Origin of the sequence: Mesorhizobium erdmanii USDA 3471, assembly GCF_000472705.1 — a bacterium.
GTDB lineage: Bacteria > Pseudomonadota > Alphaproteobacteria > Rhizobiales > Rhizobiaceae > Mesorhizobium > Mesorhizobium erdmanii.
In genome coordinates, this window is the sequence record NZ_AXAE01000023.1 from 70,965 (window position 1) to 93,881 (window position 22,917).

Below are 22,917 nucleotides of genomic sequence, written 5' to 3' on the forward strand. Positions count from 1 at the left end.
TCGCGAGCTGATCACGGTGCGTTGTGCCGGATACTCCGATCCAATCTCGGCGCTGCCGCCACCAATGCCTTGCCGATGGCCGATCGCGGCGCGTCGACGACGGCACGGGCTTCACCGCTCTCGGCAATCCGCCCGGCATCGAGAAGGATGATGCGGTGGGCGACGGCGCGCACGACGCCGAGATCATGGGAAATGAAGAGATAGGCGATCTTCTGCTCGCGTTGCAGGTCGAGAAGAAGCTCGAGGATCTGTCCGCGCACAGAGACATCGAGCGCTGACACCGCTTCGTCGAGCACAATCAGCGACGGTTTGGTGGCGATGGCGCGGGCGATGGCCACGCGCTGCCGCTGGCCGCCGGAGATTTCGTGGACGGCGCGCGATGCGAGATCAGCCGGCAGACCGACACGCTCCAGCAATTCGGCGATGCGGCGCGGACGCTCGCCACGGGAGGCGATGCCGTGGATGCGCAAGGGATCGTCGAGCGCGCGCGCCACCGTGGCGCGCGGGTTGAATGCGGCCAGCGGGTCCTGGAACACCATTTGCAGGCGGGCGCGGCGTGCTCTGAGCGTTGCACCGCGCAAGGCCAGGAAGTCACCGCCCTCGAATTCGATGCGCCCGGCGTCCGGCTCGATCAGGCGGAGCGCCAGCCGGGCGATCGTCGACTTGCCACTGCCGGATGGGCCGGCCAGCGCCAGTGTTTCGCCGGGCTCGATATGAAAAGAGACATCGTCGACTGCGATGACGGTCTTGCCGCCGCGACGGTAGCGTTTGGTGAGGTTGGATGCCGCGAGCAGGCTCATGAGCGCAGCCCGGCCCGGTCCAGCAATGGCGCTGCGTCGAGGCCGATATGGGCGTCGAGCAGCATGCGTGTGTAGGCTTGAGTTGGGGCGCCGACAATCCGCGCCGTCGGGCCAAGTTCGACCAGCCGGCCGTGGCGGAACACGGCGATGCGCTCGGCGAGTTCGGCCGCCAGCGCGATGTCGTGGCTGATGAACAGCAACGTCATGCCGTCCTCGGCCACCAGCCGCCGGATCAAGGCGACGATCTCGGCCTGCACGATGGTGTCGAGCGCGCTGGTTGCCTCGTCGGCGATCAGCAGTTTTGGACCTGCCGCGATGGCCGCGGCGATCGCCACACGCTGCTTCTGGCCGCCGGAGAGCTGATGCGGGAAAGCCTGCAGGGCCGAGTCCGGGTCGGGCAGACGGATGCGTTCGAGCAGGGTCCTTGCCTTCGCGTATGCCTGCGACCAGGTAAGGCCGAGATGCGCGCGCGCGACTTCGGCGATCTGTTTGCCGATGGTCATGACCGGATCGAGGCTGGCGGACGGATCCTGGAAGACGAAGCCGATGTCGCGGCCGAGAAGGGGTGTGCGGCCAAGGCCGGGCCATTCAATCCTTCCGTCCGCCGACGACGACGGCAACAGCTCCGCGATCGCCAGCGCCAGCGTGCTTTTGCCGGAGCCGCTTTCGCCGATTATGGCGAGACGTTCGCCAGCCATGATATCGAGGCTAACGCTCCTCAGCGCCGTCACCTCACCGCCGTCGCGGCGGTAGGTCACCGTCAACTCGCCGATCGACGCCAGCACGGTCACGACAGGCCTCTCCTGACGGCCGTCGTCTCGACGATGCCTTCACCAGCGAGATAGACGCCGAGCACGGTCAGCACCAGCGCCATGCCCGGGACGATCGACAGGAAGGGTGCGGTGCGCAAAACAGTGCGGCCCTCGGCGATCATGCCGCCCCAGGTGACCCGGTTGGGGTCGCCGAGGCCAAGGAAGGACAGCGCCGCCTCGGTGAGGATGGCGGCGGCGACGATCACCGACGACATCGCCAGCACCGGCGGCAAGGCGTTGGGCAGGACCTCGCGAAAGGCGATCTCCAGCGGATGCATGCCGATGGCGCGGGCGCTGGCAACATAGTCGCGTTCGCGGATGGAGAGAACTTCGGCGCGGGCGATGCGAGCGGGTCCTGTCCATGTGCCGAGCGCGATAGCAATCACGACGGCGCCGAGCGACGGCCCGACGACACTGACGAAAGCCAATGCCAGCAGGAAACCAGGCACGGTCTGGAAGGCGTCGGTGATGCGCATCAGCACCTCGTCGACAAGACCGCCGGCAAAGCCGGCTAGCGTGCCGACCACCGCGCCGATGGCAAGTGATGCCGCCGCCGCCGCGAGGCCAACAGCCAACGAGGTGCGGGCGCCGTGGAACAGTTCGGCCAGCACGTCGCGGCCAAGCCGATCGGTGCCGAGCGGCAGCGACCAATCCTGGAAGGGCGGCAGCAGCGCCGGCCCGGCAATGGCTTGCGGATCGCTGGGAAACAACAGCGAGGCTGACAGGGCCATCGCCATCAGTGCGGACAGAAGGATGGCGCCGGCGACCGCCTCGGGCGCGCGCAGAAAGCGTCGCAGCGGGCTCATGCGCCGGCCTCGCCAGCGCCGACGCGAGGGTCGAGGAAGGCATAGGCGATGTCGACGAGAAGATTGATGAGGATGACAAGGACGGCGCTGGTGAGAATGATGCCGAGCAGCAGCGGCGTGTCGCGCGCGCTCACCGCTTCCTGCGCTAGCCGGCCGAGGCCGGGAACGGAAAACACGCTCTCGATGACGACGCTGCCGCCGAGCATCTGCGCCGATTGGAGGCCGAGCATGGTGACCAGCGGCAGCAGCGCGTTGCGGGCGATATGGGAAAGCACGATGCGCCGGCGCGAAAGCCCCCTGGCGCGGGCGGCCAGCACGAAATCCTGGCGCCAGGCCTCGGCCATGCCGGCGCGCATCATGCGCAGATAAAGCGCCAGATAGATGAAGCCCAGCGCGGAAACCGGCAGGACGAGGTGAACGGCGATGTCGACGGCGCGGTCGCGGCCGGTCTTGTCCGAAGCGAGTGTCTCGATGCCGCCGATTGGCAGCCAGCGGAGATCGACGGCAAAGATGACGATCAGCACAAGGCCGAGCCAGAAACCCGGCACGGCATAGAGCGCCAGCGAGCCGATCGAGAGGAATCGGTCGCGGAAACTGCCGGGGCGGGCGCCGGCATAGATACCGAGAGCGGAACCGAGCCCGAAGGACAACGCGGTGGCGCTGACCATCAGCAACAGCGTGTTGGGCAGGCGCTCCAGGATGACGTCGCGGATCGGCCTGGAAAAGGTCACCGACTGGCCGAGATCAAGATGCAGCAGCGCCCAAAGATAGTTGGCCAACCGCGTCAGCTCCGACTGGTCGAGGCCCCAGCGATGGCGCAGCAATTCGATCATGCCGGCGTCGCCGCCGGTGGAGACGATATAGGCATCGACGGCATCGCCGGGGGCTGCTTCGAGGAGCAGAAAGGTGCCGATCACGACAATCAGCAGCACGAAGATGCTGCCGACGAGACGGCGGCGAATGAGGGTGAGGGCGCGGGTCATGACGAAGCCCGGCTGAGGCCATGCCACGAACGTAGCGCTCTACGGCGCCCCCCTCTGCCCTGCCCGTCCTCCGCAGCAGCTGCGCTGCAGCTGCGGAGGGTCGGGCAGGGCAGAGGGGGGCGCGAAGGAACTCTCATTCTCAAAGCTGAGCACCCCGAAAAGCAATCCGCAAGGAAAGATCAGCCAGCCAGATACGTGTCCGCCCAGTTCGACACCGCCCAGCGCGGATTGTTGGCGATGTTGCCGAGCTTGTCACTCGCCACGCTAATGAAACTCCATTCGGCGACGTTGATCAGCGGCAGGTCTGCCGCGACCTCTTTTTGGAACTCCTTGTAGAGGTCGGTGCGGGCCGTGGTGTCGAGCGTCTCGGAGGCCTTGGCGATCAGCGCGTCGAGCGCGTCGTTCTTGTAGCCGCCCTGGTTGGAGAACGGCACGCCGTCGGCAATGCCGCTCTGCACCAGGATGGTGGTCGAGATCGCCGGGTCGCCGCGGAACACCGGCGGGCCGACGGCGAGGTCGAAGGCATGGTCGGTGTAGACGGCCTTGATGTGGGCGGCGGAGTCGTTGTTGACCAGTTCCGCGTCGATGCCTATTGCCGCCAGCGCCTGGCGCAGATAGTCGCCGAACTGCTTGGTCTCGTTGAAATAGGGCGCCGGCAAAAGTTTGAGCGTGAAGCGCTTGCCGTCCGGGCCTTTCTTATAGCCGGCCTCGTCGAGCAAAGCGTTGGCTTTGGCGACATCGAATGGATAGGTCGGCACGTCGGCGGTGTAGAATTGCGGATCGTTCTTCGGCACCGGGCCGGTGGCGGTCGCGGCATAGCCGAGGAACACCGTCTTGACGACGAAATCCTTGTCGATGGCATGCGCGATGGCCTGGCGAACTTTCACGTCGGCCAGTTCCTTGCGGCGATGGTTGATCTCAACGACGAGCTGGTAGGTCAGCCCTTCGTAGCCCTTGGAGATCACCCTCAGTCCCGGCACCTTGGAGATGCGGCCGAGGTCGGCCAGCGGCACGGCGGAGAAGGCGGCGAGCTGGATTTCCCCGGCTTCCAGCGCGTTCGCGGCCGACGTGCGGTCGGGCAGCACCTGGTAGATGATCTCGTCGAGCCAGGGTTCGTCCTTGCCCCAGTAATCGGTGTTCTTCGTCAGTCGGTAGTATTGGCCGGCCTTGTACTCGCCGAATTTGAACGGACCGGTGCCGATGGGAGCGTTGTTGGCCGGATTGTCCTCGATCTTGCCGACCTCGTAGATGTGCTTCGGCACGACGCTCGACAGCGCCGGCAGGGCATTGCGGATCAGCTGGAACGGCGTCGGCTTGGCGAATTTGAACACGGCGGTGAGATCGTCCGGCGTGTCGACGGCGGCCAGATCCTTGAACACGGTGCGGCCGAGATTCTGCAGCGGCTTCCAGATCTGTAGCGCCGAGAAGGCGACGTCGGCCGAGGTGAACGGCTTGCCGTCATGCCATTTGACGCCGTCGCGCAGTTTGAACGTTACCGAGAGGCCATCGGCGGCACCCTCCCAGCCCAGCGCCAGCCTGGGGGCAAGCCCGTCCTTGCCGTCGAAGGAGGCTTCGGCCAGCGTTTCGACGATCTTGCTGGAGATGAAGAAGACGCCGTTGGAAGCGACGATCGCCGGATTGAGGTTGCGCGGTTCTGAATCAGCGGCAAGGACCAGGCGTCCACCCTTCTTCGGCGTCTGCGCCCGGCCAAGTGTCGGCATGGCGGTGGAGGCGAGCAGCATCGCTGAACCGGCAAGCATTTTGCGCCTTGAAATCGTGAAACCTGACATGATCGAACTCCGTCCTCTCCGCACCCGATCCGGCGCGACAACACCCCTCGAATGCCGGCATCGGCATCCTTGCGGCGCGATTATGGGCCTTGCCGAGGGTTTCGCCAGAGACGGAATTGGCGCATCCTGGCTTGGCTTTGAAATTTTCGTCCGCTGGACCAGTTCTGGAGATCGGTTCAATTCACCATATCTGGTAGGACCAGATCTGGTGAACGGGCTACGGATGACGACCTGGTGACCGCAAATCCGCGCACGCCATGCATTTCTGGCTAGACCAGAATGGGAAAAATGGTGCAGATTTGATCGACAGCCACGGATCCGGCGCGCAACAGCGTTGATCCCAGGCAATTCAGGGAGAGAGACATGAACATCGCGCCGGGCAAGAATGCCGTCAGCACTATCCCGTTCGACCAGGCAAGGGTCGATCGGTTGATGGAGGAGGCCGGCATCGATGTGCTGCTCGCCACCTCCAAGCACAACACGCAATATCTGTTGGGCGGCTACAAGTTCATCTTCTTCGCCGCCATGGATGCAATCGGCCACAGCCGTTACCTGCCAATCGTCGTCTATGAGAAGGGCGGGCCGGACCATGCCGCCTATATCGGCAACCGCATGGAAGGCGGCGAGCACCAGAACAATCCGTTCTGGACGCCGACGCTGCATGCCGCCTGCTGGGGCACGCTGGATGCCGCCAACCTTGCCGTCGAGCATTTGCGCAAGATCGGTAAAGCGGATGCGCGCATCGGTATCGAGCCCGGCTTCCTGCCGTCGGATGCCTGCATGCTGATCCGCAAGGCGCTGCCGGACGCCAGGCTGGTCGACGCGACTGGCATGCTGGAGAACATGCGCGCCATCAAGACCGACGCGGAACTGGAGAAGCTGCGCACGGCCTCGGAACTGATCACCGATTCGATGCTGGCGACCATTGCCTGGGCGCGCGAAGGCACGACCAAAGCCGAGATGATCGAGCAGACCAGGCGCGAGGAGACCAATCGCGGCGCGCATTTCGAATATTGCCTGCTGACGCTGGGCTCCAGCCACAACCGTGCCGCTTCGAGCCAAGCCTGGAAGAAGGGCGAGGTGCTGTCGATCGATTCCGGCGGTAATTATCACGGCTATATCGGCGATCTCTGCCGCATGGGCATTCTGGGGGAACCGGATGCCGAACTGGAAGATTTGCTGGCCGAGGTGGAGACGGTGCAGCAGGCGGCGTTCTCGAAGGTCCGGGCGGGCACGCTGGGCGGCGACATGATTTCACATGCCGAGGGCGTGCTGAAGAAATCCAAGGTCGCGGCCTATACGGATTTCTTCGCCCACGGCATGGGCCTGATCACACATGAAGCGCCGTTCCTGATGACAAACCATCCGGTGGCCTATGAAGGCACCTACGCGGCCAAGCCGCTGGAAGAAGATATGGTGCTGTCGGTGGAAACGACCATGCTTCACCCGACACGCGGCTTCATCAAGCTGGAAGATACGCTGGCCGTGACGGATATCGGCTATGTGATGTTCGGGGACCGGGGCCGGGGTTGGAACAGGGGTGGCACTCTATAGAGGCGAAGGCTGGCGCCGCCCCTCATCTGCCTGCCGGCATCTTCTCCCCGTGGAACGGGGAGAAGGGTGCAGCGTCGATGGCAGCGCTACCCTGGAACAAGTTGATCACTTCCCAGCCGGCAATAACCTGAAATCCGGAAGCTCCCTTAGCACCAACTCCGGACCCGCCGGCGAATAGACGACAAACAGCTGCATCGGCCCGTCGCCGGTGTTCAGCGTCGAGTGAAAACGGCTTTCCGGAACATAGATGGTGCAGCCTGGCCCGACCTTCTCGATCACCGGATTGCCCTTCTCGTCCTCGACCATCTGTTCGCCATTGCCCGAGATGACGAAGATAATTTCCTCGGCGCCGGGATGGTTGTGGCGCGTATGGCCCTTGCCCGACGGCAGGTCGACGACGCCGCCGGAAAAGCGCGTCGCGCCGTTCACTTCCGGGGCCACTGTCAGCGCCAGTCTGCCCCAGTCGAAGCCGAAGGCGCTGACGTCCTTCGGATAGACAAACACCTTGCTCTTGTCGGTCATCTCTCATCCCTTCTTTTTCTTCGTGGTCGCTTTGTCGCCGCCCGGCGTGACGGCCTTGAAATCGGCCGTCTGCTTGGCGATCGCGGCTTCCGCCGGCAATCGCTCCATCGAGCTCGCGCCATAGAAGCCATGCAGCCCCTTACAGCGGTCGAGAATGTAGCGGGCGTCATCCGGCATCGAGATCGGGCCGCCATGGCAAAGCAGGATGACTTCCTTGCGCACCGAGCGGGCAGCCTCGGCGATGGCATCGATGGCGACCACGCAGTCGTCGAGCGACTTCGCCGATGTGGCGCCGATAGAGCCGCCTGTGGTCACGCCCATATGGGCGACGACGATGTCGGCGCCGGCCTTGGTCATGGCGCGCGCCTCGTCGGGGTTGAAGACATAGGGCGTGGTCAACAGGTCGAGCTTGCGTGCCTCGGCGATCATGTCGACCTCGAGCCCGAAGCCCATTCCCGTCTCCTCGAAGCTCTGCCGCATGCTGCCGTCGAACAGGCCGATGGTCGGGAAATTCTGTACCCCGGAAAAGCCCATCGTCTTCAACTCAGCTAGAAGCAGCGGCATGATGACGAACGGGTCGGTGCCGTTGACGCCGGCCAGCACCGGCGTGTGTCTGACCACCGGCAACACCTCATAGGCCATCTCCTTGACGATCTCGTTGGCATTGCCATAGGCGAGCAGGCCGGCGGCCGAGCCGCGCCCGGCCATGCGGTAGCGGCCGGAATTGTAGATAATGATGAGGTCGATGCCGCCGGCTTCCTCGGCCTTGGCCGACAGGCCGGTGCCGGCGCCGCCGCCGACGATCGACATACCCTTGTCGATCATCCCCCGGAATTTCTTCAGTATGTCCTTGCGCGGTATTGCGGGCATTTTCTGGATCTCACTGTCTGGCGATGTCGAGAAAGGCAGCGGTCGCGGCCTTGGCGAATTCGGGGTCGTTGATGTGCAGCGGCAGGCGTGTGACGCGGCGTGTGACAGTCGGCTGTATGGTGCGCTCGATGGCTTCGAACAGGACGGCGTCGGCTTCCGGGTCAAAGAAAGCGCCGCCCTCGATGTCGAGCGCCGAGACGCCCTTTTCCGGGATGAGAAAATGTACCGGCCCATCGCAAAGGGCGAGCCTGCCGCCGATCCACTCGCCGATCGCGCGACATTCGTCGGCGGTGGTGCGCATCAGCGTGACGTTGGGATTGTGCTCGTAGAACAGTCTTCCCCGATACTGTTCGGGAATGGTCGCGGGTGCCCAGAAATTGACCATGTCGAGCGCGCCGACCGAGCCGACATAGGGCAGCCGAGTGCGAGCGATCGCGCCGAAGCGATCCTGCGTCGCCGGCAGCACGCCGCCGAACAGCAGATCGCAGACCTCGGTCGTGGTGATGTCGATGACGCCGGACAGCAGGCCGCTGTCGGCCAGCTTTTCCATGCTGCGGCCGCCGGTACCGGTGGCGTGGAAGACCATGCAGTCATATTCAGTGCGGAGCTGATCAGCGATCGCGGTCACGCAAGGCGTGGTGACACCGAACATGGTCAGTCCGATCGACGGCTTGCCGTCGGGCGCCGGCGCGGGCCTCGCCGCCATGCCCGATATCGCCTGGGCGGCATTGTGCAGCACGACGCGGGAGAGCCGGTTCAGGCCGGCCATGTCGGTCACCGATGGCATCATGATGATGTCGGAGACGTCGACATAGGGAGCCGTGTCACCCGAGGCGAGCGTCGAGACCATGATCTTCGGCAGACCGAGCGGCAGGGCGCGCATGCCCGCGGTGATGATCGAAGTGCCGCCGCCGCCGCCTATCCCGATCAAGGCGGCAATGTCGTTTCGCGATTGAATGAAGCCGGTGAAGGCGACGCCCATGGCGGCAACCGCGGCGCCACGGTCATCGCCGCCGAGTACAGCGGCGCTGCCGCCAGGATGATAGGGGGCAATTTCCTTCGCCGGGATGTCTACGGGAACGGTGGCGTCGCGTGTTCCGACATCGACGCGGCAAACGCCGGCGCCGGTGGCGGCGATGGCATCGGCCAGGAAGGCGAGTTCCTCGCCCTTGGTGTCGGCGGTGCCCACGACGTAAATGCGCTTCATGGGCGGTTCCCGGGTCATTGCAAATTTTTGAGACGCGCGTATCATATTGATATGGATATCTCACGTCAACGATCCACTGCAAGCGGCCGCACCGAACTGGGAAGCGGCGAGACCGCCGAGCGTGGACCGCGGGCGCGGACAAAACGGCTGATGCTGGAGACGGCGACACGGCTGATGCAGGCGGGCGTCACGCCGTCGGTCAGCGAGGTGGCGGAGGCGGCCGAAGTTTCCCGTGCCACCGCCTATCGCTATTTCCCGAGCCAGGCGGCGCTTGTGCAGGCCGTCGTCGACGAGGGGCTGGGCCCAATCCTCACATGGCAATCGACCGCGGCGGACGCCGAGCGCCGGGTGGCGGAACTGTTCGACACGGCGATGCCGCGCATCGAGGCTTTTGAAGCGACGTTCAAGGCGGCGCTGAAGCTGTCGCTCGATCAATGGGCGCGGCGCCAGGCCGGCACGCTGGGCGGCGAACCGGCCTTCACGCGCGGTCATCGTATCGACTTGCTGCAGGAGGCGATCGCACCGCTCAAGGGGCAGTTGCCGCCGCGCGATTTCAAGCGCCTGGCGCAGGCCCTGTCGCTGATTTTCGGCGTCGAGGTGCTGATAGTGCTCAAGGATATATGGGGGTTGGACAGCCGCAGGACGCGGTCTGTCGCGCAATGGGCGGCAGCCGCACTGGTGCGCGCGGCTGTGGCCGAATCGAGCGGTGAAGGAGGCGGCGACGATTCAAGAGTGGCCGTGGAGTAGGCCCTATCTGGTTCGACCAGATTTGCATGCCGACTATCAATATTACCCCTGGCGCTCAGGGCTGCACAACGCCTCTGCGTATCACTGAGTAGGAAAATCGTTGGAAAACAGGCGGATAAAGCTTGAATTCCGCTGGAATGGCCAAGTCCCCGTCCCAAGAAAAGGCTTGACGTCGACGCTAAATTGGTAATACCAGATTAGAAAAGAAAAGTGGGTCAAAAGTGAGGGCTGCGATCCATTTTCCGGCAGGGCGAGGAGGCCCGGAACCGGAAAGGTGCGATCACGGGAGGAACTACCGGAGCCGGCCCCGTTGCCGGTTCTCATGACAGGTAGAATGCGCACAAGGGAGGAAATCATTATGCGCAAGATAGTGACCAGCGTGATCGCTGGTATCGGCTTGGCGCTTGCCTGCGGGACATCTGTCCGCGCGCAAGACAAGGAACTCACCATCTTATGGGCGGAATGGGATCCCGCAAACTATCTGCAGGAACTCGTCAATGACTACACGGCCGAAACCGGCGTCAAGGTCACGGTGCAGACCACGCCGTGGCCCGACTTCCAGACCAAAGCCTTCACCGAATTCAACGCGCATGGCGACGCCTACGATTTGGTCGTCGGTGACTCGCAATGGCTGGGCGCAGGTTCGACGCAAGGGCACTATGTCGACCTGACCGACTTCTTCAACAAGCACAAGCTCAACGACGTGATGGCGCCCGCGACCATCAAATACTACGCCGAATACCCAGGCGGCTCCGGCAAGTACTGGGCGATCCCGCTGGAAGGCGATGCGATCGGCTGGTCCTATCGCAAGGACTGGTTCGAGGATCCGAAGGAGAAGGAAGCCTTCAAGGCGAAATACGGCTACGACCTCGATGTTCCGAAGACCTATGCGCAACTGCGCGACATCGCCGAATTCTTCCAGCGTCCAGACCAGAAGAAGTACGGCGTCGCCATCTACACCGACAACTCCTATGACGCGATGGCGATGGGCGTCGAAAGCGCCATCTTCAGCTATGGCGGCGATCTCGGCGACTACGCAACCTACAAGGTCGAAGGCATCACCAATTCCAAGCAGGCCGCCGCCGGCCTCGACATGTACAAGCAACTCTACAAGTTCACGCCTCCGGGCTGGGGCAAGACCTTCTTCGTGGAAGACAATCAGGCGATCACCGGCGGCCTCGCCGCAATGAGCATGAACTTCTTCGCCTTCTTCCCGCCCCTGGTGAACAAGGCCACCAACCCCTATGCCGACGTCACCGGGTTCTTTGCCAACCCGGCCGGCCCTGACGGCAAGCGCTTCGCCGCCCTCGGTGGCCAGGGCGTCTCCGTCGTCTCGTACTCGAAGAACAAGGACGAGGCGATGAAGTTCCTCGAATGGTTCATCAAGGACGAGACCCAGAAGAAGTGGGCCGCGCTCGGCGGCTACACCTGCAGCCAGGCCGTGCTGAAGTCGGAAGCCTTCCAGAGCGCCACGCCTTACAACAAGGCGTTCTACGACACGATGTTCATGGTCAAGGACTTCTGGGCGACGCCCGAATACGCCGAAGTGCTCGATCAGCTGAACCAGAACATCTATCCGTTCGTGGTCGGCGGCAAGGGCACGGCCCAGGAAGCGCTCGACAAGACCGTCACCGACTGGAAGGCGACGTTCACCAAGTACAATCGCTACAAGTAAGCATCGCAGTCAGAATGCCGGAGGAGGAGGGTTCCCCTTCCGGCATTCTCGTTTCAGGGAGATATTCGTTGGCTTCGGTTGCCCTTACCAATCTTGATCCTGCTTCCAGGGCCGCCGCGCGCGGCTGGTCGGATCTGACCATCCGCAACATGTTCATCATCCCGACGCTGGCCTTCCTAATCGTCTTCAACATCTTTCCGCTGATTTATTCGCTTGGCTACTCCTTCACGAACTTCGCTGCCAATCGCAGCGAGCCTTGGCAGTTCGTCGGGTTGCAGAACTATCGTGAACTGCTCAGCGACGATCACATTTGGTCGAACTTCATCATCACGGCGAAATACGTCATCGTTTCCGTGGCCGGCCAGATGATCGTGGGTTTCGGTCTAGCGCTCCTGCTCAACCGCAGCTTTCCGATGAAGGGCCTGATAACCACGCTGCTGCTTTTGCCGATGATGATGTCGGCGGCAGTCGTCGGCTTGTTCTGGCAATTGCTGTACAGTCCGTCCTGGGGGCCTATCAACTATGCGTTCGGCCTCGGCGATTTCGCCTGGCTCTCCAATCCCGACAGTGCGCTCTACGCCGTCGCGATCACCGACATCTGGATGTGGTCGCCCTTCGTCATGCTGCTCTCGCTCGCGGGCCTCTCGGCTGTGCCGCAACATCTCTACGAGGCCGCGGCGATTGATCGCGCCGGCCGCTGGTACACCTTCACCCGCATCACCTTGCCGCTGGTTTCGCCGATCCTTTTGATCGCCTTGATCTTCCGCACCATGGAAGCCTTCAAGACCTTCGATATCGCCTACACGATGACCACCCAGCCGACCGCTGAACTCCTTGCGATCCGTCTTTACAAGCAGGCCTTCCAGCAGTGGGACACCGGCAAGTCCTGCGCGCTCGCCTATATCGTACTGATCATGGTGCTGGCGATCACCAACCTCTACGTGAAATATCTCAACAGGGTGAAGGAACGCTAGCCGATGGCCGCTGTCCGTACCACGGGCGAAGTCGCGCTCAACCGTATTGCCGTCGTCGCTGTGCTGATTGCGACGCTAATCTTCCTCGCGCCGATCTACTGGATCGCTTCGACGGCATTCAAACCGAAGGAATTGGCGGTTACCGTGCCCCCGACGGTCCTTTTCCAGCCTGAGGTGACGCCGTTCATCCGCCTCTTCACCAAGCGCGTACAGATGCAGAAGCCCGTCGACCCGCAGGTATACGAGGCTGCGCCGTGGTGGGAAAAGCGCGTCTACGACGGCGGTGAGCGTGTGCTCAAGGTCGGCAACGACGTGCAACTTTCGCAATATCCCAACCGGTTCATGAACAGCCTTATCGTGGCGGTTATCAGCACAGTGCTTGCCGTCGGAATGGGGACATTCACCGCCTACGGCTTCTCGCGCTTCAAGATGGCGGGTGAAGCGGACCTTCTCTTCTTTATTCTGTCGACGCGCATGCTGCCGCCGGTGGTGGTCGCCATTCCGATGTTCCTGATGTACCGGATAGTCGGACTCAACGATTCGCATATCGGCCTGATCATCCTCTACGTCGCCTTCAACCTGTCCTTCTCGGTCTGGCTGATGAAGGGCTTCATGGACGAGATTCCGAAGGAGTACGAAGAGGCGGCGCTCGTCGACGGTTACACGCGCATGCAGGCCTTCTTCAAAATCGTGCTTCCGGAAGCCGCAACCGGCATCGCCGCCACTGCTGTGTTCTGCTTCATCACGGCGTGGAACGAATATGCCTTCGCGTTGATCATGACCAATCGCCGTGCGCAGACGGCACCGCCCTTCATCCCGTCTCAGATCGGCTCCGGCCTGCCCGACTGGACCACGATCGCGGCGGGAACCTTCCTGTTTCTGCTGCCGGTCGCCATCTTCACCTTCCTGCTCCGCAATCATCTGTTGCGCGGCATGTCCTTCGGAGCGATCCGCAAATGAGCTTTCGCGCCATCAATCAGAAATATCTGGAGCCCGGTTCGCAGGTGCTCATGGTGCTCGGCATCGTAGCGCTCTGCCAGCCGTGGAACATGCTGCTGCACACATATGGCCTGACCATCATCCTGATCGGGTTGATCGGCTTCAACATCACCTCGAAGATCGCGCCTGAGCAAGAGGCCGGCACCGGCCACGCCGCGCGAAATCCGGGAGCACAGCATTGACCCAGATCGAGCTTCGCGGCGTCCAGAAATTCTTCGGCGCCGTCCAGGTCATCAAGGACCTCAACCTCAAGATATCAGACAACGAGTTCATCGTGCTGCTTGGCCAATCGGGCTGCGGCAAGACGACGACGTTGCGCGCCATCGCCGGGCTGGAGACGATCGACGAGGGTGACATCCTCATCGACGGCAAGCCGGTCCAGCATCTGAAGGCCGCCGACCGCGACATCGCCATGGTGTTCCAGTCGTTCTCGCTCTACCCGCATATGAGCGTTTACGAGAACATCGCCTTCCCCTTGCGCGCCACGCGCAAGAGCAAGGCGGAGATCGACAGCGAGGTGCGCTCGGTCGCCAAGACGCTGCAGATATCGGATCTGCTTGGCAAGAAGCCGTCGGCGCTGTCGGGCGGCGACATGCAGCGCGTCGCCATCGGCCGGGCGCTGGTGCGGCGTCCCAAGGCGATGCTGATGGACGAGCCGATCGGCGCGCTCGACGCCAAGCTGCGGGAGGAGATGCGGGCAGAGATCAAGCGGCTGCATATCAAGCAGGGCTCTACCACCATCTATGTCACGCATGACCAGATCGAGGCGATGAGCCTCGCCGACCGCATCGTCATCATGCACGAAGGCGTGCTGCAGCAGGTGGGCACGCCGGACGAGGTCTATTCGCGCCCGGCCAATCTGTTCGTGGCGCAATTCGTCGGCAGCCCGGTGATGAATGTCACTGATGCGGCGGTGGCCGAGAAAGCCTCGTCCGTATCGGTGACCGTCGGCGACGCGGCCACCGGCTTCGAGTTCCCAAGCACGTTGCTGTCAAAACTCAACGTCCACGCCGGCGGCGGGCTTGCGCTCGGCATACGGCCGGAGGGCGTGCTCATTCGCCGTGAGGCGGCCGACGGGTTCATGGCCGTCGAAACGCAAATCGTCGAACCGCTCGGCTCCTTCGATATCGTCGATCTGAAAGTGGGTTCCAACATGCTGCGGGCCCGCACCAAGAGCGGCTTCATCTCAGGTCCCGGCGAGAAGGTTTTCGCCAGGATCGATCCGACGCAGGCGCATTTCTTCGACAAGGCAAGCGGCAAGTCGCTGGAAGTGAGATTGTGATGGTCGAAGGACAGGAAAGGCCAACGATTTGGCCTTTCGAACCTTTGAACGCCCGGAGCCATAGCGGAGGGCAGGCGCCCTCGAAAAAGAAATCGAGACGGTAGACATGGCCCATATCCAGCTCAAGAACATCTCGAAGACATTTGGCAACCACACGGCCTTGACCGGGCTCGATCTCGACATCGCCGATGGCGAGTTCTTCGTGCTGCTCGGCGAGACAGGCGCCGGCAAGACGACGACGCTGCGGCTGATCGCGGGCCTCGAGAAGCCCAGTGAGGGGCAGGTCCTGATCGACGGCGTCGATGTTGCCGACTGGGGCGCTGCCGAACGCGACGTGGCGCTGGTGCTGCAACAATATTCGCTCTATCCGCGCTATACGGTGCGGGAGAACCTCGAATTCCCGCTGAAGCCGAAGATCCGCCGGTTGCCCGACGCCGAGATCAAGGACCGCGTCGACCGCGCCGCCCGCACGCTGCGAATCGAGCATCTGCTTGACCGCAAGACAGACCGGCTATCGGGCGGCGAGATGCAGCGCGTCTCCATCGGCCGCGCCATCGTGCGCAAGCCGCGCGTGTTCCTGATGGACGAGCCACTGTCGGCCCTTGACGCCAAGCTGCGCGAGGCGCTGCGGACGGAACTGAAGAACCTGCAGATCCAACTCGGTGCCACCTTCCTGTTCGTCACCCACGACCAGATCGAGGCAATGTCGATGGGAGACAAGGTAGGCGTCTTGAACCACGGCCGCATCGTGCAGACCGGCACGCCGCACGAGATCTACAACAATCCGCGCGACACCTATGTGGCGAGCTTCGTAGGCTCGCCGCCGATGAACCTCATCGACGGCAAGGTGGTGAACGGCCGCGCGGTGATGGCGCCGCTGAATTTCGAACTGCCCTTTTCAGGGAGAGCCGGGACGGGTGGTGCGACCGACGGTCGCCCGCTCGTCTTCGGCATCCGCCCGGAGGATGTCTATCTGGAAAGCGGCGCGCCGGTCGAGGCGCGCGTCCATGATGTCGAGAACCATGGCGTGGAAAAGATCCTGACGCTGCGGGTCGGCGATACGACACTGCGCGCCACTGTGCCGGCCAGGACCGATGTCGCGATCGAACAGCCGGTGCGCTTTGCCTGGAACCCGGACAAGGTGGTGCTGTTCGACAAGGGCAGTGGTGTCAGCTTGCGGCACGCGTCATGACCGCCCCCGCGCTTATTTCGGCAGGTAGGTCTCGTAGGGCGTGTCGTTGATCAGCAGGATCACGCACTCCGTGTCGGACAGGCAAGCGTCGTCATGCATCTCATTAGCCTTTTGGGTCCAGTAGGATCCCGGAGGCAACTCCACCTTGGTTGCTTCGCCACCTGCCATCTGCCAATGCGCCCATAGACCCTGGATAACCACGGCGCGATAGTCGGCTGTATGCGCGTGAACAGGCGCCCGCCATTTGCCTGGAACTTTCAGCAACGTTCCCGCCGGGCCCGTGGCCCGTTCTCCCCAAAGTGGTCCAAGGCGCTGTGGCTGGTCCGGTGCTTCGGAAACATAGGGAATCTTGCTGGCCGGCAGGTAGCTGTCCTCCAGGGCAAAGGCGCGCCCGGGGACGACGAGCATGGTGGCGACCGCCAGGACCTTCAGATGATTCATCATGAATTCTCTCCTTGAGACGACGTGCCGCCGGCCCCTCATTGCTGACAACGGCAGGCTATTGCATGCAGTCGACCCTGCAATGACATTGCGTCCGGAAGACGTGGCAATTCATCCAGATCCGGCAAGTACCTCTGCAAGCCTGGGATGGCCTCAGCGTTCTTCGGAGGCGCCGTCGACCGGGCGCAAATGGCTGGGCGCCTTGCCGACGATCCGCTTGAACGCGCGGCTGAACGATGCTTCGGACTCGTAGCCCAGTCTGGCGGCCACCACCGATACGCGCATTCGGTCTTCGATCAGCCACCGTCGCGCCTGGTGCATGCGCACGCTGGCGACATATCGGGCCGGTGTCTCGCCGACGACGGCGGTGAACCGTCCGGCGAAGGCCGAACGCGAGGCTCCCATTTCGCGGGCGAGGGATTCGACGGTCCAGTTCCTGTCGGGCTGGCGATGAATAGCCACCAGCACGCGGCCGACGTCCCGATCCCTGATCGCCGCGGTCCAGCCGGTGGTGCCGCCGCCACCGTTCTCTACCCAAGAGCGGATGATGCTTGCGGCCAACACGTCTGCCAGCCGCGCCAGCATGCCGCCGGCGCCAGCGCGATTGCTGGTCACTTCGCTGGCCATGGCGTCCAGAAGGTGCGGAATGCCCGGCTCACCCGTCATCAATTCCCGCGCGCGCATCATTGCCGGCATCATGGCGAGCACAGGATGCGATCCACCCAGATCGAAGCGCATACTGCCGCAAAACAGCAGGGTTTTCTGGCCATCGCCGCCGTTCGAGACGTCATAGACGTTGTCCTCCAACGGCTTGACGCTGTAGCTCTCGATCGGCACGGCAGGGACGCCCGGCGCGCTGGCGAGACTGTGCTCGGCGCCGCGTGGCAACAGGAGCGCATCGCCGGCCTTCAGCTCCAGCCATTGCCTAGATGGCGAAAACAGCCAGCATCCATGCCGGCCGATGAAGTGAAACCGCGCCGCCGCCTGGGCTGGAAAGAACACGGCCCACGGCTCGCCAAGTTCGCAGCGGCCGTAATCGACGCCGTCAAGCCGTAATCCACGCAGCATTTCGGTCAGCGGACCGTCCGAAGCCGGCAAGACACTCTCGGATGACGTGAAATCCATACCGGTTTTCTAGCGTGGAATCGCCGGTCAGTCACGGCCAGGACGCGTTACCCGGCCTGGCCGATGTCGGCCTATTCCTCGGCGCGCAGATTGCTGGGCGGCGAGCCGATGACGCGCTTGAAGGCGCGGCTGAAGGCGGCATCCGATTCATAGCCGAGGCGCGCGGCAACGACCGAAATCTCGCTCCACCGTCACTTCGCGCGCCATGGACTCCAGCAGGTGTGGAAGGCCGGGCTCGTAGGCTTCTGCTCGCTTCGTGCCCGGCTTAGCACTTGGCGACTTCCGGGCAACGTCGGCGGCGATGGCGATGCGGCTGATGCCGCGCGCTCGGCCCGGGAACCATCATGGTCCCCCGGCCGTCGCCGTCGTGACGGCGGCGACGAAGCGGTCGAGACTATCATCGACATAGACGGCCACCGCGATCGTCGGATCGAAACTCCACCACAGCAACGATCCCTGCCAATGCGACGCCATCAGGAGGCCGATATCAGGTGGCGAGTTCGGCGTTCGCGCGAAGCAAGCCGCGATTGCATTGCACAGGGTTGTCTTCCAGGCCGCGCCGCGCGCCCTGAGCAGCGGATCACGCAGATCTTCGCGCAGAACGAGCAGACCTTCGGCATAAGATTCGATGCCGCCATAGCTTTGCGACAGCGCGACCAGCAATTCGATCGCACCAGCCGGAGTTTTGGCGACGCTGGCCGCCAGCGTCCTGGTCTTGTCGTCAAGATCATCCCAGGCATGCAGCAGGGTCCGCTGCTTCAACCGCGCCTTGTTGCCAAAGCGCTGCACCAGGGTTGCACCGGAGAGGCCACAGGTTCTTGCGAGGCGCTCGAAGGTGAGCGCCTCGGGGCCATGCTCGTGGATCAATCGCAAGGCAGCTTCCAGCACCTGCTCATCGGACTGCGTTTTGGGTCGGGTCACCTTGACATCCTGATATAACCGAATGATCATTTATATATGATGCGAGTGACGCAAGCCAGCTCGGATTTCATCGATGGTGCCGTTTTGGGAGAGTTCAATGACGTTGCAAGGAAAAGTTGCCCTGGTCGCCGGCGGAACACGAGGCGCCGGCCGCGGCATAGCGGTCGAGCTCGGCGCCGCCGGCGCCACGGTCTATGTCACGGGACGGAGCACGCGTGCCCAGCAATCCGAATACGCCCGGCCCGAAACCATCGAGGAGACGGCGGAAATGGTCACGGCGAACGGTGGCACGGGCATCGCCGTCCAGGTCGACCATCTTGTGCCTGACGACGTGCGGAGTCTGGTCGAGCGCATCCGTGCCGAGCAGGGCCATCTCGACATCCTCGTCAACGATATCTGGGGCGGTGAAAAGCTGTTCGAATGGGACAAGCCGGTCTGGGAGCACAATCTGGAGAATGGTTTGCGCATGCTGCGTCTGGCCATCGATACGCATCTGATCACCGCTCATCATGCGCTGCCCCTCATGATCAGGCAGCCGGGCGCACTGCTGGTCGAAGTCACGGATGGCACCGCCGAATACAATGCCGAGCACTACCGCCTGTCGCCCTTCTACGACCTTGCCAAGGTCGCGGTGAACCGCATGGCGTGGGCTCACGCAAAGGACCTGGCGAAACACGATGCCACGTCCGTCTCGCTGACGCCCGGCTGGATGCGCTCGGAAATAATGCTGGATACTTTTGGAGTGCGCGAGGAGAATTGGCGCGATGCTACGACAACGGTACCGCATTTCGTGATTTCGGAGACGCCGCGCTTTGTTGGGCGCGCGGTTGCCGCGCTGGCGGCGGACACGGGTCGCTCGCGATGGAACGGCCAGTCCCTGTCCAGCGGCGGACTGGCGCAGGTCTATGGCTTTAGCGATCTCGACGGTTCGCGGCCCGATGCCTGGCGCTACGTGCCGGAGGTGCAGGACGCCGGCAAGCCCGCCGACGCGACGGGTTACCGGTAAGGCAATCTAGAGTCGCTCAGGCCGAACGCCCGTCGAAATCGAAGACTGACAAGGTGGAAGGGTCGACATCGGCAACGCAGTTGAGGTTGATATAGGCGTTGCGCTCACCATCTTCGCGGACGTCCTCGGCGAAAGGGTGGATGCCGCAACCGCGGCAGAAGCGATGCGCGATCTTCGCCTCGCCGAATGTGTAGCGGCCAAGATCGTCGCCCCAGGCGACGAGGGTAAGCCTGTCATGCGGCACGGCCCACAGCAGCGCACCTTTGCGGGCGCAGATCGAGCAATTGCAGCGCACAGCGCCGCCAAGCTCGCCCTCGACCTCGAATGCGACCTTGCCGCAATGACAGCTGCCCTTATACAGCATCAGTATCTTCCTATCGCTGGCAGGTGCAAAGGCACGCTGGCCGGGTTATCCCTTCCGCAGGCCGAACGGCTGCTTGCCTTAAAGACGTTGCATCCTGACGGAGTCCGACATCGACATGCAATCCATCCGCGACCGTCTCGAAATCATCCTGTCACGTCTTGCCAATCGTGCGGCCGACGAGAAGGTCTTCACCAGGCTCTATGTCGAACCCGCACGGGCCGCGGCTGATGCCAGTGACGCCCGCAGCCGAGCCGGCGTGACGCTCGGACCGCTCGACGGCACCCTGGTCTCGATCAAGGATCTGTTCGATGTCGCCGGCGAGGCGACGACGGCCGGCTCACTGATGCGCAAGACCGCCGCACCGGCCGTGCGCGATGCCACCATCGTCAGCCGGCTTCGTCAGGCCGGCGCGGTGATCGTCGGCAGGACCAACATGACCGAATTCGCCTTCACGGCGATCGGTGACAACATGCACTACGGCACGCCAGGCAATGCCGCCGACGCCGGCCATATTCCTGGCGGTTCGTCCTCGGGCGCCGGCGTCTCGGTTGGCGAGGGCACGAGCGACGTCTCGATCGGCTCCGACACCGGCGGATCGATCCGCATTCCGGCGGCGCTCAATGGCGTCGTCGGCTTCAAACCGACGGCGCGGCGCGTGCCGCTGGCCGGTGCATTTCCACTGTCGGGTACCTTGGACTCGATCGGGCCGCTTGCCCGAACCGTCGCGCAATGCGCGGCAACGGACGCGGTGATGGCCGGCGAGGCACCAAGCGAACTGGCGGCCATTCCGCTCTCGGGACTTCGCATTGGCATCCCACGCGGCGTTCTTTTCGGTAATATGGAAGGCAAGGTTGCGGCGACCTTCGAGCATTGTCTCGGCAAGATCGAACAGGCTGGCGCGCGCATTACGGATCTATCGATCGACGATATGATCGCGGAGTTGCGCGCGGCCACCAAGCGGGGTTCGATCGCCGCCATGGAAGGAGCCGAGATTCATGCCGACTGGCTGGCGACGGGTGCATCGGTGCCGGTCGACCCGCACGTCAGCAGCCCCTTGTCGCGGGCGGCAATGCTGCCGACGCCGGTCTATATCAGGGCCTTGCGCCGCCGCGCTGCCCTGGCAGCCGCCATGGACGAACGGTTGGCATCGTTGGACGTGCTGGCTCTGCCGACCACGCCGGTGACGGCACCGACCATTGTTTCCCTGGCCGGGGATACCGAATTGCGCGACCATGTCGAAGGCCTGCTGCTGCGCAACACGCAGGTTGCCAACCAGTTCGACCTCTGCGCGATCTCGCTGCCGATGCCCGGTATGGCGCTGCCGGCGGGACTGATGCTGGTCGCGCGCAATGGCCACGACCGGCATCTGCTGCGGATTGCCGCTGAAGTGGAGAGGCTGCTGGGTGGCTCATCGGCAATTGGCGGATAATCAGGGCGACGAACAGTGCTTGCGTTCGTTAGCCGTGGTGGTGCGCACGATGCGGGTCGCGACCAGCCATGGCAGGCTGTAGTCCTTGCCGGTGAAGGTCTGGGTGCGATGCTCTATCGAAGCCCTGACGACGATCTTTCCGCCGTAAAGCACGTCGGACTGATCCGTTATAGCCTTGTCCGCTTGCGGCAATCCGCTCGTGTCGATTGACACACCCTTGATGATTGCGCCGGTGACAAGGTCGAGCGCGCTGTTCGAGGGGCATGGCGCCTTGAAGCAGCGCAGTCCGTTGTCGAAGTAGACATAGCTGCTCTCGGCCGTGGCGAATGCCGACAGGGTGCAGATCGACGAAGCGACAACAGTCAGAAATGCGAGGCGAAGACCGGACATGGCCGCAACGTCGCGGAGAATTGGGACGAAACCGCGATTGCTATATGTCGAGCGGAAACCGCCTGCGGTAATGGTCGACCACTTCGGGATTGCGCAGATTGACCGGCAGTTTGCCGGCCAACACCAGCAAGGCTTCTCCTGCCGCGCCGACGCCCATGCGCATCATCGATTCCTCGGTGATGCCTGCCATATGCGGGGTGATGATGACGTTGTCGAAGCCGAAATAAGGATGATCTGACGGCAGCGGCTGTGTCGAAAACACGTCGAGCGCCGCACCGCCGATGCGGCGTTCCCGCAAGGCGTCGATCAGGGCGTCGTCATCGACGACCGGCCCGCGCGACACGTTGATCAACAGCGCGGTGGGCTTCATGCGGGCGATGCGCTCGCGGCTGATCAGGCCGCGCGTTTCCGGCGTCAGTGGGCAGCAGAGCACGATAATGTCGCTCTGCTCGACCAGCGCGTCGATCGACAGGAAGCCGACTTTTTCAGGCGCCGGCTGCATGCTGCGCGTCGTTGCCACCACTTTCAGGTCGAAACCGTGCGCGGCGATATGGCCGACGGCTTGTCCGACGGCGCCGAGGCCGACAATGCCGATGGTCTTGCCGGCGAGCTCGGTATTGGCGTTGGCATGCTCGCGCCCGGCAAGCCAGCCCCGGGCGCGCAGGTCGCGGTCGACCCGGCGGAATTGCCGCAGCAGCGCGAGTGCGGCGAACATGACGTGTTCCGCGACCGAGCGTGCATTGACCGCCGGCACATTGGCCACCAGCACGCCGGCTGCTGCTGCTGCTTCCATCGGGATCATGTCGAGCCCGGCGCCATGGCGGATGGCAGCCCTCAGCTTCCAGGCGCCCTCGAACAGTGCCGGCGGCAGCGGCGCGCGCACGATGACGATGTCGGCATCCCTGGCTTCCCTGGTCAGGGTGGCAGGGTCAAGCGCCGATGCGATCACAAGCTGGCCGGCGCCGGCGAGCTTGGCCGACGCGCGCGGGTGCAGCGGATGGGTCGACAGGATCTTTGGCTGGTCCACG

The 22,917-nt window shown here is 63.4% G+C and carries 25 protein-coding genes; 10 read left to right on the top strand and 15 right to left on the bottom strand.

What is annotated here, in order from left to right:
- Nucleotides 1–11: 11 nt before the first annotated feature.
- From A3AU_RS0119475 to A3AU_RS0119495, 5 genes are all read right to left on the bottom strand, one after another.
- Complete coding sequence (locus A3AU_RS0119475) at nucleotides 12–800, bottom strand: ATP-binding cassette domain-containing protein (protein ID WP_027054350.1); 789 nt, start codon at nucleotides 798–800, stop codon at nucleotides 12–14.
- Nucleotides 797–1,591, bottom strand: coding sequence for an ABC transporter ATP-binding protein (locus A3AU_RS0119480; protein ID WP_027054351.1), 795 nt, complete (start codon nucleotides 1,589–1,591; stop codon nucleotides 797–799). Before A3AU_RS0119480 ends, A3AU_RS0119475 begins: the two co-directional genes overlap by 4 nt.
- Nucleotides 1,588–2,418 (bottom strand): ABC transporter permease, encoded by an 831-nt coding sequence (locus A3AU_RS0119485; protein WP_027054352.1) that lies wholly within the window; start codon nucleotides 2,416–2,418, stop codon nucleotides 1,588–1,590. The genes A3AU_RS0119480 and A3AU_RS0119485 overlap by 4 nt, the downstream gene beginning before the upstream one ends.
- Nucleotides 2,415–3,401, bottom strand: coding sequence for an ABC transporter permease (locus A3AU_RS0119490; protein WP_027054353.1), 987 nt, complete (start codon nucleotides 3,399–3,401; stop codon nucleotides 2,415–2,417). Before A3AU_RS0119490 ends, A3AU_RS0119485 begins: the two co-directional genes overlap by 4 nt.
- 179 nt (nucleotides 3,402–3,580) lie before the next feature.
- Nucleotides 3,581–5,191 carry an ABC transporter substrate-binding protein gene (locus A3AU_RS0119495; RefSeq protein WP_027054354.1) on the bottom strand — a complete coding sequence of 537 codons (1,611 nt, stop codon included), beginning with the start codon at nucleotides 5,189–5,191 and terminating at the stop codon, nucleotides 3,581–3,583.
- Between the two features lie 363 nt (nucleotides 5,192–5,554).
- Between A3AU_RS0119495 and A3AU_RS0119500 the strand changes: the two genes are divergently transcribed.
- Nucleotides 5,555–6,745 carry a M24 family metallopeptidase gene (locus A3AU_RS0119500; protein ID WP_027054355.1) on the top strand — a complete coding sequence of 397 codons (1,191 nt, stop codon included), beginning with the start codon at nucleotides 5,555–5,557 and terminating at the stop codon, nucleotides 6,743–6,745.
- A 105-nt stretch (nucleotides 6,746–6,850) separates the two neighbouring features.
- On the opposite strand, the gene A3AU_RS0119505 is transcribed toward A3AU_RS0119500, so the two are convergent.
- The 3 genes from A3AU_RS0119505 to A3AU_RS0119515 are packed head-to-tail and all read right to left on the bottom strand — an operon-like array spanning nucleotide 6,851 to nucleotide 9,344.
- On the bottom strand, nucleotides 6,851–7,267 hold the full coding sequence (locus tag A3AU_RS0119505) for a cupin domain-containing protein (RefSeq protein ID WP_027054356.1): 417 nt from the start codon (nucleotides 7,265–7,267) through the stop codon (nucleotides 6,851–6,853).
- A gap of 3 nt (nucleotides 7,268–7,270) precedes the next feature.
- A complete protein-coding gene (locus A3AU_RS0119510; protein WP_027054357.1) occupies nucleotides 7,271–8,137 on the bottom strand; it encodes a phosphoenolpyruvate hydrolase family protein in 867 nt (288 codons plus the stop codon).
- Nucleotides 8,138–8,147: 10 nt separating this feature from the next.
- The gene (locus tag A3AU_RS0119515) at nucleotides 8,148–9,344 is read right to left on the bottom strand and encodes a Tm-1-like ATP-binding domain-containing protein (RefSeq protein ID WP_027054358.1); all 1,197 of its coding nucleotides are present in this window, start codon (nucleotides 9,342–9,344) and stop codon (nucleotides 8,148–8,150) included.
- Between the two features lie 51 nt (nucleotides 9,345–9,395).
- Here A3AU_RS0119515 and A3AU_RS0119520 point away from each other — a divergent pair, with 51 nt between their 5' ends.
- From A3AU_RS0119520 to A3AU_RS0119550, 7 genes are all read left to right on the top strand, one after another.
- The gene (locus A3AU_RS0119520) at nucleotides 9,396–10,091 is read left to right on the top strand and encodes a TetR/AcrR family transcriptional regulator (RefSeq protein WP_027054359.1); all 696 of its coding nucleotides are present in this window, start codon (nucleotides 9,396–9,398) and stop codon (nucleotides 10,089–10,091) included.
- 358 nt (nucleotides 10,092–10,449) lie between these two features.
- Nucleotides 10,450–11,766 (top strand): ABC transporter substrate-binding protein, encoded by a 1,317-nt coding sequence (locus A3AU_RS0119525; RefSeq protein ID WP_027054360.1) that lies wholly within the window; start codon nucleotides 10,450–10,452, stop codon nucleotides 11,764–11,766.
- Nucleotides 11,767–11,834: 68 nt separating this feature from the next.
- Nucleotides 11,835–12,740: a carbohydrate ABC transporter permease gene (locus A3AU_RS0119530; protein ID WP_027054361.1), complete on the top strand. Its 906-nt coding sequence runs from the start codon at nucleotides 11,835–11,837 to the stop codon at nucleotides 12,738–12,740.
- Nucleotides 12,741–12,743: 3 nt separating this feature from the next.
- On the top strand, nucleotides 12,744–13,700 hold the full coding sequence (locus tag A3AU_RS0119535; RefSeq protein WP_027054362.1) for a carbohydrate ABC transporter permease: 957 nt from the start codon (nucleotides 12,744–12,746) through the stop codon (nucleotides 13,698–13,700).
- On the top strand, nucleotides 13,697–13,921 hold the full coding sequence (locus A3AU_RS0119540) for a hypothetical protein (protein WP_027054363.1): 225 nt from the start codon (nucleotides 13,697–13,699) through the stop codon (nucleotides 13,919–13,921). The genes A3AU_RS0119535 and A3AU_RS0119540 overlap by 4 nt, the downstream gene beginning before the upstream one ends.
- Nucleotides 13,918–15,021 (top strand): ABC transporter ATP-binding protein, encoded by a 1,104-nt coding sequence (locus A3AU_RS0119545; RefSeq protein ID WP_027054364.1) that lies wholly within the window; start codon nucleotides 13,918–13,920, stop codon nucleotides 15,019–15,021. Before A3AU_RS0119540 ends, A3AU_RS0119545 begins: the two co-directional genes overlap by 4 nt.
- Before the next feature lie 106 nt (nucleotides 15,022–15,127).
- A complete protein-coding gene (locus tag A3AU_RS0119550; RefSeq protein ID WP_027054365.1) occupies nucleotides 15,128–16,213 on the top strand; it encodes an ABC transporter ATP-binding protein in 1,086 nt (361 codons plus the stop codon).
- A gap of 12 nt (nucleotides 16,214–16,225) precedes the next feature.
- On the opposite strand, the gene A3AU_RS0119555 is transcribed toward A3AU_RS0119550, so the two are convergent.
- The 4 genes from A3AU_RS0119555 to A3AU_RS0119570 all read right to left on the bottom strand — a co-directional run bounded on the left by A3AU_RS0119555 (nucleotide 16,226) and on the right by A3AU_RS0119570 (nucleotide 18,700).
- A complete protein-coding gene (locus A3AU_RS0119555) occupies nucleotides 16,226–16,657 on the bottom strand; it encodes a DUF4437 domain-containing protein (protein WP_027054366.1) in 432 nt (143 codons plus the stop codon).
- Between the two features lie 150 nt (nucleotides 16,658–16,807).
- Entirely contained in the window at nucleotides 16,808–17,779 is a 972-nt protein-coding gene (locus A3AU_RS0119560) for an AraC family transcriptional regulator (RefSeq protein WP_027054367.1), read from the bottom strand.
- A 71-nt stretch (nucleotides 17,780–17,850) separates the two neighbouring features.
- Nucleotides 17,851–17,958, bottom strand: coding sequence for a helix-turn-helix domain-containing protein (locus A3AU_RS1000000140425; RefSeq protein WP_418001072.1), 108 nt, complete (start codon nucleotides 17,956–17,958; stop codon nucleotides 17,851–17,853).
- Nucleotides 17,959–18,121: 163 nt separating this feature from the next.
- Nucleotides 18,122–18,700, bottom strand: coding sequence for a TetR/AcrR family transcriptional regulator (locus tag A3AU_RS0119570; protein ID WP_027054368.1), 579 nt, complete (start codon nucleotides 18,698–18,700; stop codon nucleotides 18,122–18,124).
- Nucleotides 18,701–18,797: 97 nt separating this feature from the next.
- Between A3AU_RS0119570 and A3AU_RS0119575 the strand changes: the two genes are divergently transcribed.
- Nucleotides 18,798–19,706 carry an SDR family oxidoreductase gene (locus A3AU_RS0119575; RefSeq protein ID WP_027054369.1) on the top strand — a complete coding sequence of 303 codons (909 nt, stop codon included), beginning with the start codon at nucleotides 18,798–18,800 and terminating at the stop codon, nucleotides 19,704–19,706.
- Nucleotides 19,707–19,722: 16 nt separating this feature from the next.
- Here A3AU_RS0119575 and A3AU_RS0119580 read toward each other — a convergent pair whose 3' ends face one another.
- On the bottom strand, nucleotides 19,723–20,070 hold the full coding sequence (locus tag A3AU_RS0119580; RefSeq protein ID WP_027054370.1) for a GFA family protein: 348 nt from the start codon (nucleotides 20,068–20,070) through the stop codon (nucleotides 19,723–19,725).
- 115 nt (nucleotides 20,071–20,185) lie between these two features.
- Here A3AU_RS0119580 and A3AU_RS0119585 point away from each other — a divergent pair, with 115 nt between their 5' ends.
- Nucleotides 20,186–21,499, top strand: coding sequence for an amidase (locus A3AU_RS0119585; protein ID WP_027054371.1), 1,314 nt, complete (start codon nucleotides 20,186–20,188; stop codon nucleotides 21,497–21,499).
- Here A3AU_RS0119585 and A3AU_RS0119590 read toward each other — a convergent pair whose 3' ends face one another.
- Nucleotides 21,500–21,889: a hypothetical protein gene (locus tag A3AU_RS0119590; protein ID WP_027054372.1), complete on the bottom strand. Its 390-nt coding sequence runs from the start codon at nucleotides 21,887–21,889 to the stop codon at nucleotides 21,500–21,502. It abuts the gene before it with no gap.
- A gap of 40 nt (nucleotides 21,890–21,929) precedes the next feature.
- Nucleotides 21,930–22,916 (bottom strand): hydroxyacid dehydrogenase, encoded by a 987-nt coding sequence (locus tag A3AU_RS0119595; RefSeq protein ID WP_027054373.1) that lies wholly within the window; start codon nucleotides 22,914–22,916, stop codon nucleotides 21,930–21,932.
- Nucleotide 22,917 lies beyond the last annotated feature (1 nt).